We start from the raw sequence: 16801 nt of genomic DNA, 5'->3' as shown, positions 1-16801 counted from the left end.
TCAGTCCTCGTCCGATATCGGACGATCCGGACCTCCGTCAGGAGGTCGGACCGCCGAAGATGTCGATACGGTCGCCCTCGGCAAGGGTCACGATCGCGCGCTTGGTGGACGCGCGCTGGCCGAAGCCGGTGCGGGTCCGCTTGCGCTTGCCCTGGCGGTTGATCGTGTTGACCCCGGTGACCTTGACCTGGAAGACCGCCTGGACGGCCTGCTTGATCTGGGTCTTGTTGGCGTTCGGGTCGACGATGAACGTGTACTTGTTCTCGTCGAGGAGCGCGTAGCTCTTCTCCGACACGACCGGCTTCAGCAGGACGTCACGGGGGTCCGTGTACGCCTTGCTGGGCGCGGTGACGACGGTGTTCTTGCCCTCGGTGGCGTGGCGCTTCGCCTTGGCGACGCGCGCGGCCTTGGCGGCCTTGGCGGCCTTCGAGGCGATGGAGGGGTGACGGGTAGCCATCAGGCCTCGCTCCCTTCGGTGTCGTTGGCCTTCTGCGGGCCGGCGACGAAGGACTCGAGAGCGGCCTGGGTGAAGACCACGTCGTCCGAGACGATCACGTCGTACGTGTTCAGCTGGCCCGGCTCCAGGATGTGGACCTGGGGCAGGTTGCGGGCGGACAGCCACGCGGCCTCGTCGGCGCGCTCGACGATCAGGAGCAGGTTCTTGCGCTCCGAGATCTTGCCGAACAGGCTCTTGGCGGCCTTCGTGGAGGGGGTCTCGCCCTCGATCACGCCGGTGACGACGTGAATGCGGTTGGCGCGGGCCCGGTCGGTGAGGGCGTGGCGCAGGGCCGCGGCCTTCATCTTCTTCGGGGTCCGCTGCGAGTAGTCACGCGGCTGCGGGCCGTGGACGACGCCACCACCGGCGAACTGCGGCGCGCGGGTCGAGCCCTGACGGGCGCGGCCGGTGCCCTTCTGGCGGTACGGCTTCTTGCCGCCACCACGGACCTCGCCACGGGTCTTGGTCTTGTGCGTGCCCTGACGGGCAGCGGCGTTCTGCGCGACGACGACCTGGTGGATCAGCGGAATGCTGACCTTCTCCACACCGAAGATCTCCGCGGGGAGCTCGACGGTACCGGCCTTCTCGCCGGCAGGCGAAAGGATGTCAACAGTGCTCATCGGTTACCTCAGGCCCCCTTGGCCGCGGTGCGGACCAGGACGAGGCCGCCGTTCGGACCGGGAACCGCGCCCTTGATGAGCAGCAGACCCTTCTCCGCGTCAACGGCGTGGACGGTCAGGTTCTGGGTGGTGACCCGCTCGTTGCCCATGCGACCCGCCATGCGGAGGCCCTTGAACACACGGCCCGGGGTGGCGCAGCCACCGATGGAACCGGGAGAGCGGTGCTTGCGCTGGGTGCCGTGTCCGGCGCCGAGGCCCTTGAAGTTGTGACGCTTCATGACACCGGCGAAGCCCTTGCCCTTGCTCTTGCCGGTGACGTCGACCTTCACGCCGGCCTCGAAGACCTCGGCGGTGACTTCCTGACCGAGGGTGTACTCGGCGGCGTCGGCCGTACGGATCTCGACAAGGTGGCGACGGGGGGTGACGTCGGCCTTCGCGAAGTGGCCCTTGAGGGGCTTGTTCACCTTGCGCGGGTCGATCTCGCCGAAGGCGATCTGGACCGACTCGTAGCCGTCGACGTCGTTGGTACGAACCTGGGTCACGACGTTGGGGCCGGCCTTGACGACGGTGACCGGAACAACACGGTTGTTCTCGTCCCACACCTGCGTCATGCCGAGCTTCTCGCCCAGGATGCCCTTGATCTGCTTAGCCATTCTCAGCCCACCAGCCTCAGAGCTTGATCTCGATGTCGACACCGGCCGGGAGGTCGAGTCGCATCAGAGAGTCAACGGTCTTGGGGGTCGGGTCAAGAATGTCGATCAGGCGCTTGTGCGTGCGCATCTCGAAGTGCTCGCGCGAGTCCTTGTACTTGTGCGGCGACTTGATGACGCAGTACACGTTCTTCTCAGTGGGCAGCGGCACCGGGCCCGCGACCGACGCACCAGTACGGGTCACCGTCTCGACGATCTTCTTCGCCGAGGAGTCGATGACCTCGTGGTCGTAGGCCTTGAGCCGGATGCGGATCTTCTGTCCCGCCATGGCTACTTCGTAGTCCTGTCTCTCTTTACGCTCCGGAACCCGGTGTTCCCTTGACTTCCTCCGACCCACGCGGTCGGGTGTGTCGCGCTCCCGCCGACACAGATGTCCCTTGTTCGAGCATCCCTGCCGGGGTGGCGCGGCCCTACCAGAACCGCGGACCGGAGACTGAGCAGCGTGTTTCCGCCACCGAAGGCCCACCGGGTGCCTGGCCGGTGCCGCGCTCACACTTCCCGGAAGATTCCCGTACGTCCGCCTCAGCGCTGCCTCACGGCAGTTGGGGCGACGAGTACTGTGGGACTCGCTTCCGGTCCTCCCGGCGGGAGGCGCGCAGCATCAACACTCGACCGAGCAACCCCGCTAGTCTGCCATACGGGGCGCGGCGCTGGCCAATCGGGGCGTAGAGGGTACCCGGAGGGTGACGCGGGTCAAACCTGGGGGCGTCTGTGCGGGTGTATGGACTGCGCGGCGCGCGGCGCACCCGGCCGATTGATCATCCTGGCGAGTGATTGCCCGGCGGTTCCGTACGTGCGGCAAGGCGGGGAAACACAGACTGGCCCTCCCATACGCGGATCGCAATAGCTGTATGGGGATCGCACAGCGAGAAAGGCCACGTCATGGTGAAGGTGCGGCTGGAGACCAGCAGGGAGCACATCACGGAGCTGGCCCGGTTACGGGACCCCGTCGGCGCCGTCGAGGAGCTGATCTGGAACGCCCTCGACGCCGACGCCGAGCGTGTCGTGGTCACACTGGAGCGCAACGACCTCGGTGGCGTGGACCGGGTCCGCGTCCAGGACGACGGAAGCGGTATGTCAGCCGAACACTGCGAGGAGTATTTCCGTCCCATCGGCTCCTCGTGGAAGAAGCGCGCCAAGGGCACCCCGGAACGGGGCCGCGTCCTGCACGGCAAGAACGGACGGGGCCGGGTGCGTGCCTTCGCTCTGGGCACCCAGGTGCGATGGACCAGTGTGACCGAGGCCGCGGGAGGCCGGCAGCAGCTGGTGATCGAGGCGGACCGGCACTCCATGGACGAGTTCGACATCGGCGATCCGGAGCCCACGGCCGACCCCGCCGGCACGCTCTTCGAGGCGTTCGGCGGCGAGGAGCTGGATGTGCTGGGTGAGTGCCGTGCCAGGTCGTCGCTTACCGCGGCCTTCGCCACATACCTGGAAAGATATCCGGACGTGCGCATCGAGTACGACGGCCAGGAGCTCGACCCCGCGGCGGAACAACTGCACGTACGCGACTATGTGCTGCCCTCTCCCCCCGGCTGGACCGGCGAAGCCGCCCGCTTGAAGATCGTCGAATGGCGCAGGCCTGTCCCCCGCGCCCTCTTCCTCTGCGACGGCGAGGGCATGTCCCGCGCACAGCTGAAGCCGGGCATCCAGGCTCCTGGCTTTGAGTTCACCGCGCATCTGAGCTGGGCGGGTTTCGATGATGTCGATTCCGAGGAGCTTGCTTTCACGGACTGGGCGCCGGACGGGCCGCCGGCCGAGATGCTAGCGGCGGCTCGCAGCCAGCTCCGGTCCCATTTCCGCACCCGTGTGGACGAACGACGGCGAGAGCAGGTCACCGAGTGGCAGCAGGAGGGCATCTACCCGTACGCGGGTGACCCGGCCGACGAAAAGGAGCGTGCCGAACGCGAGACGTTCGACGCGGTGGCCACGACAGTGTTCCGGCACCTTCCCAAGTCCCCAGGCACCCGCCGAACCACCTTCGCGCTCCTTCGATCCGTTCTGGCGCACGAGCCCTCAGACGTGCTGCGCATCGCCGACGAGTTGTTCACGCTCTCCAAGCAGGAGCGCGAGGAGCTGAACCGGCTTCTGAAACGCACCACGCTCTCAGCGTTGATCAAGGCGTCGACAGCGGCAGCAGACCGTATCGACTTCCTCACCGCTTTGGAGCACCTCGTCTTCGCACCGAAGACCAGGCAACGGGTCACGGAGCGGGACGAGTTGCACCGCATCCTGGAAGACCAGTGCTGGGTGTTCGGCGAGGAGTACGCGCTCCACGTCAGCGACCGCAGCCTCAACGCGGTGCTCACGCAGCACTGCCGCCTGCTCGGACGTGACACGCCCACGCCGGAACCCGTTCTCCGCGAGGACGGGCGACGCGGCAGGGTCGACCTGATGCTCTCCCGGGCTGCCCGACACAGGAAGGGTGAGCGGCACCATCTGGTCGTCGAGCTGAAGCGCCCCGGCATCGTCCTCGGTATGGCGGAGTTCGGCCAGATCAGCAGCTACGCGGAAGCCGTCATGTCCGACGACCGCTTCCGGGACCCTGCCGTGACATGGGACTTCTGGCTCGTCGGCAATGCCATGGACAAGGCTCTCCAGCAGATGGCCCACCAGGTGGACCGAGTTCCGGGGTGCGCGGTGTCCACGCCGCGCTTCCGGATCATGGTGAAGACCTGGGGCGAGATCATCGAGGACTGCCAGGAACGGCTCCGCTTCCACAGCGCGCAGCTGGAGTACCAGTCCTCCACCGAACACGCCATGGACTACCTCGTCCGCAACCACGGCGACGCGGTGGCGGGGCTCGTCGCCGACGGCACGATCCCCTCCGCGCGGCGCGGCAACGAGGCGAGCGTGACGCCTTAGCCGCGAGCGGCGTACGACACGAAGTCGGCCCAGACACCGGGGGCGAAGGCGAGGCGGGGGCCCTCGGTGTTCTTGGAGTCGCGGATGTGGATGGTGGTGGGGGTGTTGGCTATTTCGACGCAGTCGCCTGCCTCGCCGCTGCTGCTGTAGCTGCTCTTGAACCAGTGGAGTTCCGAGGCGTTCATAGTCTCCCCAGCGCGTGCTCGATGAAGGCCAGCGACTCCCTCGGAGTGAGAGCCTGGGCGCGGATCATGCCATACCGCAGCTCAAGGATACGAAGCTCCCGGAGGTTGGAGACCGGGCGCCCGTTGAACGCGCCTTCGGAACGCCCGACCGCCGTGCCGTCGGCGAACTTCAGCACCTCGATCAGGCCCTGCGTTCCGGCGTGCTCCTCGCGGTCGGTCGGCATGACCTGAAGCGTGACGTTGCGCAACCGCGCCACCTCCAGGAGGTGTTCGAGCTGCCCACGCAGCACCATTTTCCCACCGAGAGGGCGTTCCAGCGTCACCTGTTCCTGCACAAAGCTGAGCGTCGGCGCGGGCTCCCGCTCGAAGACCGACTTCCGGGCCATGCGAGCGGCGGTCTCCCGCTCCACCACGTCCGACGAGTACGCGGGCTGCCTCATCTCGAACAGCGCCCGCGCGTACTCCGGCGTCTGCAACAGGCCATGGATGTTGTGGTTGCTGTAAAGCAGCACCTCAACCGCCCGGTCCTCCAACGCCTTCAGCTCCCGCACCTTCTTCGGATACCGAGCCTTCTCCATGTCCTCCTTGAACGCCTTGAGATGCCCTCCCGCGTTCAGGAGCTCATCCGCTCGGTCCAGAAACTCCGGCCGGGGAATCCGCGCCCCGCGCTCGATCTTGCGGACCATGTCCTCGCCGTACCCGAGGGCATCGCCGAGATCGGACGCCCGCAATCCGGCGGCCTCCCGGCAGAACTTCACCAGGCGCCCCACTGCCTCCACCAACGGCGCGCTCTCGTCCCCCGGTTCGAGGTCCCAACCCGCCTCGTCCACACCTTCGTTACTCATAGCCACCCACCTCCAACGCGCAGCCGCACCCGTACGGCACCGGGACAGCCAAGACAGAACAGGACAACGGCGAGACAGTAACCGTACGTACACGCCCAATTACGGTTCAACGTAAGCAGATTCCGCCACGCTGAGTGACGTGATTCAGGAAACCCCCCACTCCGCGCCCCAACTCGACGACCTCACCCGCAACTTCAGCGTGCTGCTGTCCTCCACACCACGCGGTGCCCGCCTGGCCCGACTGCTCGCCACCGAGCAACTCCGGGCGTGGGGGCTCCCGTTGCACCCGGCGGACCTCGTGGTGGCCGAGCTCGCGGCCAACGCCGCCACTCATGGCCGGGTTCCCGGCCGCGACTTCCGGCTCACGCTCTACGTCGTCGGCGACGCCCTGCGCGTCGAGGTCACCGACACCCGGGGCGGCCGTCTGCCGCAGCTCGGGGCGGCTGGGCCGGACGCCGAGTCCGGCCGAGGGCTGCTCCTCGTCGAGACCTTGGCCGACCGCTGGGGCACCGCGGAGGGACCGTACCCGCGCAAGACGGTCTGGGCGGAAGTCGCCCTGCCACCGGCACCGAAGCCCGCCCGCGTGTGCTCCGGTACCGTGCGCGGTCTTTCCCAAGAAACATCAGGGTGAAAGAACCCTCACCAAGCCCCACCCCTCCCGCCCACGGCACACCATCACCCGCGCGGGTGAAGATGCCCAACTCGACTGGATTCGGGAGCCATTGCCTGCCTTACGCTCAGCGCGGCACCACACACCACACAACCGCAGACATGCGACGGCCCCCGCCGGGACGGCAATCCCAGTGCGAGGGCCTGACCACCGAGGAAGACAAGGACTTCCCGATGGATACGCAGAACCCTAGCGCGCCCTCGCGCGCCCAGTCCCGTGTTGCGGGCAACAACCACCCGCACCGGCACCCCCATCGCGGCCATCCCGGCTCCGGCGGCCTGGAACACGACCACACCCGCCACACCACCCGCTTCACGGTGATCGGCAACCACCTGGTCCAGCACCCGGAGCTCTCGCTCCTCGCGATCGGGCTGGGCGCACACATCCAGTCGCTGCCCCCTGGCGCCCGCGTCGACATCAAGACCCTCGCCGCCCGCTTCCCCGAGGGCCCGACCCGTATCGCGGCCGCCCTGCGCGAGCTGGAGGCCCACGGCTACCTGCGCCGCGAACGCCAACGCATCCCCGGCGGCCGCATCGTCACCCGCACGATCTCCTGCAACCAGCCCGGGCGTCATGCCGAGCCCGAGCCGGTACGGCAGCACCAGCGCTCCACCCCCACCCCGACGAAGCGCACACCCCGCAAGCCCCTCCCCGCCGTACCGCAGCCGACCTTCCCCTCCCGCACCCTGCTCCAGACGGCCACGGACCTCCTCGCCGAACTCCGCCGCCGCAACCCCCGCCTGCTCCTCTCGGCCTGCGATACCAGCCACCTCGCCCCCGGTGTCGCCGCCTGGCTCGAACGCGACGTCACCCCCGCCGCCGTACGCCAGGCCCTGACCACCGACCTCCCGCCCGAAGGCCTGCGCCGCCCGGCCGCCTTCCTGGCCCATCGCCTCACCGCACAGCTGCCACCCCCACCCCCGTTCGGCGCCCCCGCTCCGCCACCAGCCGTCCTGCACCCCTCCGCAACTGCGACGGCTGCGATCGCGCCTTCCGCGCCCCCGAACCCGGCTGCTGCCGCGACTGCCGCGCGAGGCCGACTCACGGCCGCACTCACCCCTCCGGGTAAACATCACCAACTGAGCTGCTATCGGGCCGTGTTGCGCCCCTAGGCTCACCCATAGAGCGACTTTGGCATGTGCCAGAGGCAATCCCCATCCCGCATTACCTCACCAACAGGAACCCGTATGGTCAGCTCGCCCCACGAGGCGATGCACCGCATCTTCCAGGAGCACCCGGACCTCTTCTCCCGGCTCTCCGACGTGCTCGGCGTCAACATCCCCCAGCCCACCTCGTTCACCGTCCTGCCCAATGACCTCACCGAGACCCGCCCGCTCGAACGCCGACTCGACACGCTGCTGCGGCTGGAGACGGAGGACGACGAGCCGTTTCTCCTCGCCATCGAGGCCCAGGGCAAGAAGGACCCGAACAAGCACGCGAGCTGGGCGTACTACGCGTCGTACTTGCTGAACAAGTACCGGCTGCAGCCGTTGCTGCTGGTCGTCTGCCAGGACCACGCCACTGCCGAATGGGCTGCGCGCGAGGTCAGCTTCGGCCCGCGTCAGTGGCCCTTGCTCACCCTGCGCCCAATGGTCGCGGGACCGCACAACATGCCGGTGATCACCAACCCGGCCGAGGTCCGCAAAGACCTCGCGCTCGCGACACTGTCAGCGATCACCCACGCCACGAATCCGAAAGCCGAGGTCATACTCAAAGCAATGACCAACGTGCTGCGGGACACCCCCGCGGCCCTCGCCAACCCGATCATCGAACTCATTGCCCAAGGCCTGGGCAAGCACCCAGCCGCAGAAATCTGGAGGAAACTGGTGGCCGTGGACCTCTCTTTCTACAAGTCGCCCCTCTCCGAGGAAATCCGCGACGAAGGCCGAGCCGAGGGCGAGACGCGACGTGCCGCCCAGGACATCCTGGACGTCTTTGAGGTACGCGGCATCGACGTCCCCGAAGCTGTCCGCGAACGCATCACCAACTGCGACGATCCCGAGACGCTGCGCCACTGGCACCGGCGGGCCATCATCGCCCCCTCCGCCGACGAGATCTTCACGGATGAGTAGCCCCGGCATGTCGGGGCAGAGCCCCGGGAAAGACGTGGTCGGCCATGGCGCGGCACCGCTCCCGCAGTTCTTTGTGGAGACCTCCGGGGTCCGCATGGCGGTCTCCGGCGTGGACATCCTGACCGAACTCATCGCAAAGGGCATGGCCTGCAATCCGGCCGCCCTGGAAACCTGGAGGGACCTGGTGCGCAAGGACCTTTCGTTCTTCTCCTCGCCGATCTCGGAAGAGATCCGGGAGGAAGGCCGCGCCCAGGGCCGCGCGGAGGACATCCTGCTCGTCCTGGAACAGCGCGGCCTCGACGTTCCCGACCAGGCCCGTGAACGCATCACCGAATGCGGAGACACGCAGATCATGCGCCACTGGCTCGCCCGCGCGGTCACCGCTCCGACGGCCGAAGAGATCTTCGAAGCCGCGTAGGGCAGCCGAGAGAAGGGGCCCGCGTCCAGGCCGCGCCACAGTGCCCGCCCCGCGTGCCTCATGTGCGGGCCCCTTCTCACAAGTGGATCAGCGGATGTGATGGCTCTCCAGCGGCCCCAGATACGTCGGCGTCAGCCCGCCCGTGTCGATCACCAACCGTTGCAGCACCACCGTCGGATCGACCATCCAGAATTTCAGGCGGTGCACACCGGCCCGCCCGATCGTGTGCCTCGTCGCCGTCACGTTCACGTTGTCCGACGTGCCCCACGCCCACTGCTTGTTCATCAGCCCGTCGTCGGCACCCGTGACCGCGTTGATGTCGACGATCTGCGGCTCCCCGTCGTCGAAGGACACCCCATACCGCAGGCCGCCCGTCACAAGCGCAGGGTTCCGAGGGGAGAGGTACGACCAGACCGTCGCCTCACCCACCGACAGCAGCGTCACCTCGTACTCCAGACGTGGTGACGCCGACCGGCCCGGCGTCTGGCGCGCCGCCGTGACCGGCCACGGGGTCATCCCGGCCCCCGTACGCCCGATCCGGTCGACGCGCTGCCAGCGCACACCGCTCCCCCCGACCGCCCGCACACAGTGCTCCGCGTCAACCGCCACGTACCCGCCCGCCTCGACGAAGCCCCGCAGCCCCCGAGGCGACGGCTTCTCGGCCACGACCCCCACCGTCACCGAGGCCCCGGCGCCACGCACCACCACCGAACCCTCCGTACGGCCCTCCGGCACCCGCGCCCAGTCCACCTCCAGCACCACCCGCACCTGCTGCTCGACCCGGCCGCGCGTGCGGTCGGCCCGCAGCCACGGCACCGTCGGCTCGATCCGGTACTCGAAGGGCGTACGACCCCGGTTGAACACCTCGATGTACTGGTCGGGGCGGGTCTGGTAGGGGCTGAACACCGGAAGCACGGCCGCGCCCGACGCACCTCCGGGCCACCACTCCCCCGAGTCCAGCGAACCGTCGACCGCCACGCCCAGCTCGGCGCCGGACGGCACCTCGATCCGCTTCACCTTGGGGAAGATCTCGTCCGGCAGCGCGACGTTGTCCTTCTCCGGCTGCTGCCAGCCCGCGTTCGGTCCGTACCGCTCCACGTCCCCGTAGCCGATGTGCGGCTGCGTCTGGAAGCCGTCCCATTTGCCGCCCGCCACCTGGGTGTTGAAGCGGCGGGCCAGGGCGAAGTCACGCTCCAGGCCGGCCTCCGCCTCCGTCGCCCGGTCGTTCGTGGCGGCCCGGCCCTGGGCCGCGTACAGCAGGTTCGTGAACTCCGCCTCCCGTAGCGCGTACACGTTCGCGGTCGCCTGCACCTGGTAGCCGACCAGCTCGAACCACGCGTCCTGCACCCTCGCCGGAAGCCGGCGCTCGATCCGGTCCGCCGTCCTCGCCAGCTTCCGCCACTCCTCCGTGACGCGCTCCAGCTCACGGTGACCGAAGTAGAAGGGCGTCTCCTGGTCGTCGTACACGACCGCCGACTCGTCCTCGGTCGGGTCCTTCGCCGGGTTCAGCGTGATCCGGCGGTTCAGCAGCTCCGGCTTGCGGCGGACCTGGAGCTGTCCGTACTCGGCGAGGACGGCGGCGACGGCCTCCGCCTCCGCCGGCCCGAAGTTCTGCCGCGCATAGCGCAGCTCCCACTCCTCAAGGTCCTCCAGCCCCCAACGCCCAGGGTTCCAGGCGTAGTTCAGGAAGAACTCGGTCGGCAGCTCGTTGCCCTTCAGATCGCCCACGTTCGTCACCCACAGCCCGTGGTTGCCGTACGCGTGCGCCTGGTGGAGCTGGTCCCAGAGGTTGGCGAGGTTGGCCGTGTCGACCCACTTGTAGTTGCGGCCCACGCCGACGTAGTCGAAGTGGTAGTACAGGCCGTAGCCGCCGGCTCGCGGCTCCCCCGGGTCCGGGTGCTTGCGGATGTTGCCCCAGTTGTCGTCCGTCAGGACCACCGTCACGTCGTCGGGCGCGCGCAGTCCGCGGTCCCAGTAGCGCTGGACCTCCTTGTAGAGCGTCCACACCTGTGGGGTCTCCTCGGCAGGGCGACCGGTGACCTCCTCGATGATCTCCCGCTGAGTCGCGATGATCTCCTGCATGAGCTCGATGCCGTCGCCGTCCGGGAGACTGGTGTCCCCGTTCCCCCGCATCCCGAGCGTGACCACGCCCTCGAAGTCCTGCTCGACCATGCGCCGGATGCCGTCACGCCAGTACGCCTTGATGGCTTGGGAGTTGCGGCGGTACGACCACTCGCCCGTGCCGCCGTACGGGTCGCTCCCCGGCTTCACGACGGCGCCCGAGGAATCCCGCACCGCGGGGACCGCGTGCCGGTTCCACTCCTCGATGCCCCGCATCATGGGCGCCTCGTGAGACGTGCCCATGACAATCCCGTATTCCTTCGCCCGCGCGTGGTTCTCCGGATCGTCCTCGGCGAAGGCCCTCCCCCACACCGCGGGCCAGAGGTAGTTCCCCTTCAGCCGCAGCAGCACCTCGAAGACCTTGGCCCAGAAGTCCGCGTTGAAGCCCCCGGGGTGGCCGGGCGCCTTCCCCGGACCGAAGTACCTCGGCGCCCACGTCCCCAGCGCCGGGTTCTCGTCGTTGATGAACACACCCCGGTACTTCACGGCCGGCGTGCCCTGACTGAACCGTCCCGGCAGGACGTACACCTCGTCCCGGTGGACCGGCGGTACGTCGTCCCACCAGTACCAGGGCGAGACCCCGATGCCGTACGAGACGTCGTACACCCCGAAGATCGTGCCGCGCGGATCGCTGCCCGCGATGACAAGTGCGCGCTCAACCCCGGGCATCGGGTGCTCGACGACAGCCTGCAGCGAGGTCTCCCACTTGCCCCGCACACCGGTCACGTCCAGCTTTCCAGTGGTGATCAACCCGTCGATGAGAGGACTGCGGCCGATCGTCCCGACCAGAACCGCCTCGCGCGCGATCGAGCCGCCGGGCCGTACGCCCGTCACCCGCTCGATGTCATCGCGAAGGTCTCCCGCGACCCGTACGACTCCGGGGTGGTCCTCGGGGCTGACGACGACCGGGGCGCCGACGAGCGAGAAGGCGCCCGTCTTCGGCGAGAAGGAGATGTACGCTCCCGGATCCGCCAGTTGCGGAGCGTCCCCCTCCGCCCAGGCGACCCCTGACAACGAGGGCAGCGTCGCCAGCCCCGCCCCCGCACCTGCCCCCGCTCCGAGAACGGCTCTACGGCTGACGCCTCCAGACATGCCTCACCCCTCGGTCGGTATGTGCTCAGCGGCATGACAAATGGTGAGGGGAGTGCACGGTGGGAACAACGGGCCGAACGCGCCGAATACTTTCGTAACAGCGAAAAGGCCCGACAGCGAAAAGGCCCGTACGACCGAAGTCGTACGGGCCTATTCAGGCATTTCAGGTCAACCGACCGTCAAGCAAGCGAGCTTACTTGTTGATCTTGGTGACCTGGCCGGCGCCCACGGTCCGGCCACCCTCACGGATGGCGAACTTGAGGCCCTCCTCCATGGCGACGGGCTGGATGAGCTCCACCTTCATCTCGGTGTTGTCACCCGGCATGACCATCTCGGTGCCCTCGGGGAGGGTCACGACGCCGGTCACGTCCGTCGTACGGAAGTAGAACTGCGGGCGGTAGTTGTTGAAGAACGGCGTGTGGCGGCCACCCTCGTCCTTGGACAGGATGTAGGCCTGCGCCTCGAACTCGGTGTGCGGGGTGACCGAGCCCGGCTTGATGATGACCTGGCCGCGCTCGACGTCCTCGCGCTTGATGCCGCGGAGCAGCAGACCGACGTTCTCACCGGCCTGGCCCTCGTCGAGCAGCTTGCGGAACATCTCGATGCCGGTGACCGTGGTGGTGGTCTTCTCCTGCTTGATGCCCACGATGTCGACGGTCTCGTTGACCTTCAGGACACCACGCTCGATACGGCCGGTGACGACCGTACCGCGACCGGTGATCGTGAAGACGTCCTCGATCGGCATCAGGAACGGCTTGTCGACGTCACGCTCGGGCTGCGGGATGTTCTCGTCGACGGCCTTCATCAGGTCGAGGACGGACTGGCCCCACTCCTTGTCGCCCTCAAGGGCCTTGAGCGCCGAGACCTTGACGACCGGCAGGTCGTCGCCCGGGAACTCGTACTCGGAGAGCAGCTCGCGGACCTCGAGCTCGACGAGCTCCAGGATCTCCTCGTCGTCCACCATGTCGGCCTTGTTCAGGGCGACGACGATGTACGGAACGCCGACCTGGCGGGCCAGGAGCACGTGCTCCTTGGTCTGCGGCATCGGGCCGTCGGTGGCGGCGACCACGAGGATGGCGCCGTCCATCTGGGCAGCACCGGTGATCATGTTCTTGATGTAGTCCGCGTGACCGGGGCAGTCGACGTGGGCGTAGTGACGGGTCTCCGTCTGGTACTCGACGTGCGCGATGGAGATGGTGATACCGCGCTGGCGCTCTTCGGGAGCCTTGTCGATCTGGTCGAAGGCCGAGGCCTCGTTCAGGTCCGGGTACGCGTCGTGCAGCACCTTGGTAATGGCGGCCGTGAGGGTCGTCTTACCGTGGTCGATGTGACCGATGGTGCCGATGTTGACGTGCGGCTTAGTCCGCTCGAACTTCGCCTTCGCCACTGGGGTCCTCCTGTGGAGTGGTTCTGGTACGCCTTACTCATCGGCGCCAGGTGATCTTTGCTGGAAAGCCCGGGCCCCGGGGCACTCCCCCACGAATGCGGGTGAATGCCCCTCAAGGCTCCGGAGTCAAGCCTACGGCGTGTGAACGGGGTGCGTTACTCGCCCTTGGCCTTCGCGATGATCTCCTCGGCGACGTTCCGCGGAACCTCGGCGTAGGAGTCGAACTGCATCGAGTAGCTCGCGCGACCCGACGTCTTGCTGCGGAGGTCGCCGACGTAGCCGAACATCTCCGACAGCGGAACCAGGCCCTTCACGACGCGGGCACCGGCACGCTCCTCCATGGCCTGGATCTGGCCACGACGGGAGTTGATGTCGCCGATGACCTCGCCCATGTAGTCCTCGGGCGTGGTGACCTCAACGGCCATCATCGGCTCCAGCAGCACGGGGCTGGCCTTGCGCGCGGCCTCCTTGAAGGCCTGAGAACCGGCGATCTTGAACGCCAGCTCGGAGGAGTCGACCTCGTGGTAGCCACCGTCGATCAGCGTGACGCGCACGCCGGTCATCTCGTAGCCCGCGAGGATGCCGAACTGCATGGCCTCCTGCGCACCGGCGTCGACCGAAGGGATGTACTCCTTCGGGATACGACCACCGGTCACCTTGTTCACGAACTCGTACGAGGCGTCGCCGCCCTCGATCGGCTCGATCGCGATCTGCACCTTGGCGAACTGGCCGGTACCACCAGTCTGCTTCTTGTGCGTGTAGTCGACGCGCTCGACGGCCTTGCGGATCGTCTCGCGGTACGCGACCTGCGGCTTGCCGACGTTGGCCTCGACCTTGAACTCACGGCGCATACGGTCGACCAGCACCTCAAGGTGCAGTTCGCCCATACCACCGATGATGGTCTGGCCGGTCTCCTCGTCGGAGTGAACCTGGAAGGAGGGGTCCTCCTCCGCGAGACGCTGGATGGCGACACCCAGCTTCTCCTGGTCACCCTTGGACTTGGGCTCGATGGCGACCTGGATCACCGGCGCCGGGAAGTCCATGGACTCCAGGATGACCGGGCTCTTGTCGTCGCTCAGCGTCTCACCGGTGGTGGTCTGCTTCAGGCCCATGACGGCGACGATGTCGCCGGCGCCCACCGAGTCGATCTCCTCACGCTTGTTGGCGTGCATGCGGTAGATCTTGCCGATGCGCTCCTTCTTGCCCTTGACGGAGTTCAGCACGGCGGTGCCGGACTCCAGGCGGCCCGAGTAGACCCGGACGAAGGTGAGCTTGCCGAGGTGCGGGTCGCTCATGATCTTGAACGCCAGCGCGGACAGCGGCTCGTCGTCGGACGGCTTGCGCTTGACGACCAGCTCGGGGTCCTTCACGTCGTGGCCCTCGATGGCCTCGACGTCGAGCGGGGTCGGCAGGTAGCGCACGACCGCGTCGAGCAGGGGCTGGACGCCCTTGTTCTTGAACGCGGTGCCACAGAACACCGGGGTGACCGTGGTGTCGCTGGACTTGCCGGACGCGATGGTGATGCGACGGATCGCGGCGTACAGCTGCTCCTCGGTGGGCTCCTGGCCCTCCAGGTACAGCTCCATGATCTCTTCGTCGTTCTCGGCGACGCCCTCGATCAGCTTGCCGCGGTACTCCTCGGCAGCCTCGGTGTGCGTGGCCGGGATGTCGACGACGTCGTACATCTCGCCCTTGGCGGCCTCGGCGGACCACACGAGCGCCTTCATGCGGACCAGGTCCACGACGCCCTTGAAGTCGGCCTCGGCACCGATCGGAAGCTGCATGACCAGCGGCTGCGCACCAAGGCGGTCCGAGATCATGTCGACGCAGCGGTGGAACTCGGCACCGGTGCGGTCCAGCTTGTTCACGAAGCAGATGCGCGGCACGCCGTAACGGTCGGCCTGACGCCACACAGTCTCGGACTGCGGCTCGACACCGGCGACACCGTCGAACACCGTGACGGCACCGTCGAGGACGCGCAGCGAGCGCTCCACCTCGACCGTGAAGTCGACGTGACCCGGGGTGTCGATGATGTTGATCGTGTAGTCGTTGTCCTCGAGCGGCCAGTGACAGGTGGTGGCAGCAGAGGTGATCGTGATGCCACGCTCCTGCTCCTGCTCCATCCAGTCCATGGTGGCAGCGCCGTCGTGGACTTCACCGATCTTGTAGCTGACGCCGGTGTAGAAGAGGATCCGCTCGGTAGTGGTCGTCTTGCCCGCGTCGATGTGGGCCATGATCCCGATGTTGCGGACCCTGGCCAGGTCAAGTGAAGTGGTAGCCATAAGGCTTCAGTCTTCTCTCGCTTCTCGATGGGGTAGCGACTACCAGCGGTAGTGCGCGAAGGCCTTGTTGGACTCGGCCATCTTGTGGGTGTCCTCGCGCTTCTTCACGGCCGCACCGAGGCCGTTCGAGGCGTCGAGGAGCTCGTTGAGGAGACGCTCGGTCATGGTCTTCTCGCGACGGGCGCGGGAGTAACCGACGAGCCAGCGCAGCGCCAGGGTGTTGGCACGGCCGGGCTTGACCTCGACCGGGACCTGGTAGGTGGCGCCACCGACACGGCGGGACTTGACCTCAAGGGTCGGCTTGATGTTCTCAAGAGCGCGCTTGAGCGTGATGACCGGGTCGTTGCCGGTCTTCTCGCGCAGGCCCTCCATGGCGCCGTAGACGATGCGCTCGGCGGTGGAGCGCTTGCCGTTCAGCAGCACCTTGTTGATCAGGGAGGTCACCACAGGGGAGCCGTAAACCGGGTCGATGATGACCGGGCGCTTCGGGGCGGGGCCCTTACGAGGCATTCTTACTTCTCCTTCTTGGCGCCGTAACGGCTGCGGGCCTGCTTGCGGTTCTTGACACCCTGGGTGTCGAGCGAACCGCGGATGATCTTGTAGCGAACACCCGGCAGGTCCTTCACACGGCCACCGCGCACGAGCACGATGGAGTGCTCCTGCAGGTTGTGACCCTCACCCGGAATGTAGGCGGTGACCTCGATCCCGCTGGTCAGACGCACACGCGCGACCTTACGCAGGGCCGAGTTCGGCTTCTTCGGGGTGGTCGTGAACACACGCGTGCAGACGCCCCGGCGCTGAGGAGAACCCTCAAGTGCGGGCGTCTTGTTCTTCTCGACCTTGTCCTGCCGGCCCTTGCGGACCAGCTGCTGGATCGTAGGCACTACTTCTCCGGTTTCTGTGTGCCGAAAGGTACAGCTAACCTGGAACGTCGCCGACCCACGCGGTCGGGTGTGTCGAATCCCGCAGACTCCCGCCGCAAGGCGAAAAGGGCGCAGATTACGGTGGCCGATGACGGCTCGCCATGCGGTTGATGGC

The 16801-nt window shown here is 67.4% G+C and carries 15 protein-coding genes and 1 pseudogene; 5 read left to right on the top strand and 11 right to left on the bottom strand.

The features are described from left to right. Window positions 1-37: 37 nt before the first annotated feature. The 4 genes from rplW to rpsJ are packed head-to-tail and all read right to left on the bottom strand — an operon-like array spanning window position 38 to window position 2094. Window positions 38-457 (bottom strand): 50S ribosomal protein L23, encoded by a 420-nt coding sequence (gene rplW, locus E0500_RS13115; protein ID WP_131564587.1) that lies wholly within the window; start codon window positions 455-457, stop codon window positions 38-40. After that, a complete protein-coding gene (gene rplD / locus E0500_RS13110; protein ID WP_131564590.1) occupies window positions 457-1116 on the bottom strand; it encodes a 50S ribosomal protein L4 in 660 nt (219 codons plus the stop codon). Before rplD ends, rplW begins: the two co-directional genes overlap by 1 nt. Before the next feature lie 8 nt (window positions 1117-1124). Continuing rightward, window positions 1125-1769 (bottom strand): 50S ribosomal protein L3, encoded by a 645-nt coding sequence (gene rplC / locus E0500_RS13105; RefSeq protein ID WP_046732368.1) that lies wholly within the window; start codon window positions 1767-1769, stop codon window positions 1125-1127. A 16-nt stretch (window positions 1770-1785) separates the two neighbouring features. Then, complete coding sequence (gene rpsJ, locus E0500_RS13100) at window positions 1786-2094, bottom strand: 30S ribosomal protein S10 (RefSeq protein ID WP_003948644.1); 309 nt, start codon at window positions 2092-2094, stop codon at window positions 1786-1788. A 614-nt stretch (window positions 2095-2708) separates the two neighbouring features. Here rpsJ and E0500_RS13095 point away from each other — a divergent pair. Next, window positions 2709-4691 (top strand): ATP-binding protein, encoded by a 1983-nt coding sequence (locus tag E0500_RS13095; RefSeq protein ID WP_131564592.1) that lies wholly within the window; start codon window positions 2709-2711, stop codon window positions 4689-4691. Here the strand turns inward: E0500_RS13095 and E0500_RS13090 are convergent. Further along, the gene (locus E0500_RS13090; protein ID WP_131564594.1) at window positions 4688-4876 is read right to left on the bottom strand and encodes a DUF397 domain-containing protein; all 189 of its coding nucleotides are present in this window, start codon (window positions 4874-4876) and stop codon (window positions 4688-4690) included. The two genes, E0500_RS13095 and E0500_RS13090, sit on opposite strands and share 4 nt — an antisense overlap. After that, window positions 4873-5721: a helix-turn-helix transcriptional regulator gene (locus E0500_RS13085; RefSeq protein ID WP_131564596.1), complete on the bottom strand. Its 849-nt coding sequence runs from the start codon at window positions 5719-5721 to the stop codon at window positions 4873-4875. Before E0500_RS13085 ends, E0500_RS13090 begins: the two co-directional genes overlap by 4 nt. A 139-nt stretch (window positions 5722-5860) precedes the next feature. Between E0500_RS13085 and E0500_RS13080 the strand changes: the two genes are divergently transcribed. From E0500_RS13080 to E0500_RS45390, 4 genes and pseudogenes are all read left to right on the top strand, one after another. After that, the gene (locus tag E0500_RS13080) at window positions 5861-6352 is read left to right on the top strand and encodes an ATP-binding protein (protein ID WP_131564598.1); all 492 of its coding nucleotides are present in this window, start codon (window positions 5861-5863) and stop codon (window positions 6350-6352) included. A gap of 212 nt (window positions 6353-6564) precedes the next feature. Next, a pseudogene (locus tag E0500_RS13075) lies at window positions 6565-7460 on the top strand (helix-turn-helix domain-containing protein). A gap of 118 nt (window positions 7461-7578) precedes the next feature. After that, window positions 7579-8463, top strand: a complete 885-nt coding sequence (locus E0500_RS13070) for a hypothetical protein (protein WP_181586980.1) — start codon at window positions 7579-7581, stop codon at window positions 8461-8463. A gap of 7 nt (window positions 8464-8470) precedes the next feature. Continuing rightward, window positions 8471-8881, top strand: coding sequence for a hypothetical protein (locus E0500_RS45390; RefSeq protein ID WP_399119080.1), 411 nt, complete (start codon window positions 8471-8473; stop codon window positions 8879-8881). An 87-nt stretch (window positions 8882-8968) separates the two neighbouring features. On the opposite strand, the gene E0500_RS13060 is transcribed toward E0500_RS45390, so the two are convergent. From E0500_RS13060 to rpsL, 5 genes are all read right to left on the bottom strand, one after another. Then, window positions 8969-12094, bottom strand: a complete 3126-nt coding sequence (locus E0500_RS13060) for a glycosyl hydrolase 115 family protein (protein ID WP_131561450.1) — start codon at window positions 12092-12094, stop codon at window positions 8969-8971. 193 nt (window positions 12095-12287) lie between these two features. Next, window positions 12288-13481 carry an elongation factor Tu gene (gene tuf / locus E0500_RS13055; protein WP_093905285.1) on the bottom strand — a complete coding sequence of 398 codons (1194 nt, stop codon included), beginning with the start codon at window positions 13479-13481 and terminating at the stop codon, window positions 12288-12290. A gap of 155 nt (window positions 13482-13636) precedes the next feature. Continuing rightward, window positions 13637-15763: an elongation factor G gene (gene fusA / locus E0500_RS13050; RefSeq protein WP_131561448.1), complete on the bottom strand. Its 2127-nt coding sequence runs from the start codon at window positions 15761-15763 to the stop codon at window positions 13637-13639. Between the two features lie 39 nt (window positions 15764-15802). After that, complete coding sequence (rpsG, locus tag E0500_RS13045) at window positions 15803-16273, bottom strand: 30S ribosomal protein S7 (protein ID WP_131561446.1); 471 nt, start codon at window positions 16271-16273, stop codon at window positions 15803-15805. 2 nt (window positions 16274-16275) lie between these two features. After that, window positions 16276-16647, bottom strand: a complete 372-nt coding sequence (gene rpsL / locus E0500_RS13040; protein ID WP_003948652.1) for a 30S ribosomal protein S12 — start codon at window positions 16645-16647, stop codon at window positions 16276-16278. Between the last annotated feature and the right edge of the window lie 154 nt (window positions 16648-16801).

Source organism: Streptomyces sp. KM273126 (assembly GCF_004337435.2).
Lineage (GTDB): Bacteria > Actinomycetota > Actinomycetes > Streptomycetales > Streptomycetaceae > Streptomyces > Streptomyces acidicola.
Note: the sequence above shows the minus strand (reverse complement) of the source record. Positions and strands in the feature narration are given on the sequence as shown.